We start from the raw sequence: 2,823 nt of genomic DNA on the forward strand, positions 1-2,823 counted from the left end.
TGCCTGATTTACCTTTCCCTTGAAGCTTCTTCGCATCCATGAACTTGCGACGAGCCCTATCTGGCAGGGTAGTTGTCACTGTTAAAATTTAACCAGTTTGGGCGATAAAGAGTAATTGTGTCTCGTATCTCAGTAGAAAGAAAAGAAGCTATCTTGAAGAAGCTATTACCTCCCTATTCGATGTCAGTGAAAGAAGTGTCGGAAGAGGAAGGAATTAGCACTGCGACCCTGTATCATTGGCGCCAGCAACTCAGAGGTTCAGGAGCCGCCGTGCCAAATAGCAACACTTCATCAGAGCAGTGGTCTGCTCAAACTAAACTCGCCATTGTTGCCGAGACTTACTCGATGACCGAAAGTGAACTCAGCCAATATTGTCGTGAAAAAGGTCTTTTCCCTGAACAAATCCAAAGTTGGCGCAGCGAATGTATGCAAGGGTTTAAGTCGAGTAAAGAGCAGGAAGCTGAAGCAAAGAAGCAGGCTAAAGCTGACAAACTTGAAATCAAAGAGTTGAAGAAAGATTTACGACTCAAAGAAAAAGCACTCGCTGAAACGGCCGCCCTCTTGGTACTAAGAAAAAAGCTGAGAGCCTTTTACGGGGAAGAGCCAGAGGACGACTAACCTCAACCGATGAAAGGCAGACCATAGTGACTCTAATCCTTGAAGCGAAGCAATGCGGATGCCGTTTACAGCTAGCTTGCCATGAAGTTCAAATTGACTTGAGAACCTATCGTCGCTGGTATCAGCAAGGAGAAGTTCAAGCTGACAAAAGGCCAATATGCATCAGACCTGAGCCTGCTAACAAGCTGTCTCAGGAAGAGCGTGATGCGATTGTCGAGGTGTGTAACCGCTCTGAGTTCGCAAGCTTGCCTCCAACTCAAATCGTCCCGACACTGCTTGATAGAGGTGAGTATATCGCCTCTGAGTCGAGCTACTATCGAGTACTGAGTACGCAGGGGCAACTTCACAAGCGAGGTCGTCAGCGGAGCAGACAGAAGCAAGCGAAGCCAACCAGTTACACAGCGACGGACTCAAACCAAGTCTATACGTGGGATATCACTTACTTACCTTCAAAGGTTCGAGGCCAACACTATTACCTGTATGTCATTGAGGACATCTACAGTCGAAAAATTGTTGGTTATGAAGTGTATGAGCATGAATGCGGTGAGCTAGCGTCACAACTTCTGCAACGAACGTTGATGCGAGAGCAGTGCTTCAATCAAGCACTGGTTCTTCACTCAGATAATGGTGCGCCGATGAAGTCGTTGACGTTCAAAGCAAAAATGGAAGAGTTAGGTATTACTTCATCGTATAGTCGCCCAAGAGTCAGTGATGATAACCCGTATGTTGAGTCATTGTTCCGCACGGTAAAGTACATGCCAAGCTGGCCAACAAAGGGCTTTGAAACAATCGACAGTAGTCGAAGTTGGGTTGAAGCCTTCGTACGCTGGTACAACACGGAGCACAAGCACAGTAAGCTGAATTATGTCACGCCTTCAGAGCGTCACAATGGAAAAGATAAAGAGATCTTGAAGCGCCGAGCGGAGGTACTACTCGCTGCAAAAGAGCTAAACCCTGAACGCTGGCCTGGTGATATCAGAAACTGTGAACCTGTTGGTGACGTTCACCTAAATCCAGAAAGAGAAGCTGCTTAATAAGTAAGCAAATGATGACAACTACCTTGAAAAACACCGCGAGCATGCGCTAAGCACCCTACATTGGTGACTTGATGAAGTCCATCATAAGCCGCGTAGCCATCGGTTTGTAGATAACCGTTGTAGTCACCTAAAAAGTCCACGGGACACGCCCTCGCGCGACTGTTTTGATAGTCGTACAAGGCAATATTTTTCACATTCGGCAGTGCCGCTTCGGGTGAGTCAGCGCCTGAGCAGTAGAGCCACATATAACACTTCTTCTCTTCTTTGAGCACATTGAGCGGCGTTTCATCCGCCTGAACCACCACTTGTTGAAGCAGGTTCTCCTTCAAGGCCGCATACAGCGGGGCGAACTTCTCACTGACTTGGATAACCCACCTTGCCATGGTGGTGCGTGATAGCTCGATACCCGACTGGGTAAACAGCGATTCTTGACGATAAAGTGGCATCGCGTATTGGTATTTGCCAAGAATGATGTTGGTCAGCAAGCTTTCTGTGGCGAAGCTTTTAGGGATGAGACTCTGAGGGGATGGCTTCTGAACGATACGGCTGCTGTCACCTGTTTTCTCGCACTGGCGGCAAGCGTACTTAGGACGAACATATTCCAACACTTTGAGTACCGCTGGCGTGAACTCTAGCTTCTCGCTGCGGTCTTCACCGATTTTATGCAGGCTATGATTGCAGCAAGCGCACTGCTTTTCATGGTCGTCTACATCAAGTTCGATAACCTCACGAGGCAAGGTCTTAGGCAGAGGTTTACGTTTACCGCGCTTTTTCGTTGTGGTCGTGGTTGTCACCTCAACCTCGTCTTCTTTAACGGCTTCACATTCCGCTTCGTTGAAGAGGTCACCTTGTGATTCATCGTAAGGCTTTAATGCCTCCGAGCGTTTCGCGAACTGACGGTCGAAGGCGAGTTTGAGTTGTTCAAGCAGCGATTGGCGCTCTTGTTTCCACTCATTTCTCTCCGACATCAGAGCAGATACCATCGCTTGTAGCTCGGCAACATCTTGGCTTTCTGGGTTGATATTTGGCGTCTTTTTCATAGCATTGATTATACTAAAATCGTGCCGTTAACGCTTGGAGAATAAGGCTTTATTCTCGATTAACTCATTGTAAAATCGTTTATTTTGATGGGTTCGTGGCCGATAATTGTGAAGCCTGAAAGCAGTCT

Annotated in this window: 1 protein-coding gene and 1 pseudogene; one reads left to right on the forward strand and one right to left on the reverse strand. The window is 47.4% G+C overall.

Going from position 1 to position 2,823, the window contains the following annotated elements; all coding sequences use genetic code 11:
- The first annotated feature begins 117 nt into the window (after positions 1 to 117).
- A protein-coding gene (locus tag AB6F11_RS21570; RefSeq protein WP_372179671.1) for an IS3 family transposase occupies positions 118 to 1,652 on the forward strand; the annotation gives its coding sequence in 2 pieces (ribosomal slippage) (positions 118 to 571 and positions 571 to 1,652; 1,536 coding nt in all).
- 29 nt (positions 1,653 to 1,681) lie between these two features.
- On the opposite strand, the pseudogene tnpC reads toward AB6F11_RS21570, so the two are convergent.
- Positions 1,682 to 2,695, reverse strand: a pseudogene (gene tnpC, locus AB6F11_RS21575) (IS66 family transposase); the annotation flags it as partial.
- Positions 2,696 to 2,823 lie beyond the last annotated feature (128 nt).

It is taken from the genome of Vibrio sp. 10N.247.311.14, assembly GCF_041467715.1.
GTDB classification, from domain to species: Bacteria; Pseudomonadota; Gammaproteobacteria; order Enterobacterales; family Vibrionaceae; genus Vibrio; species Vibrio crassostreae_C.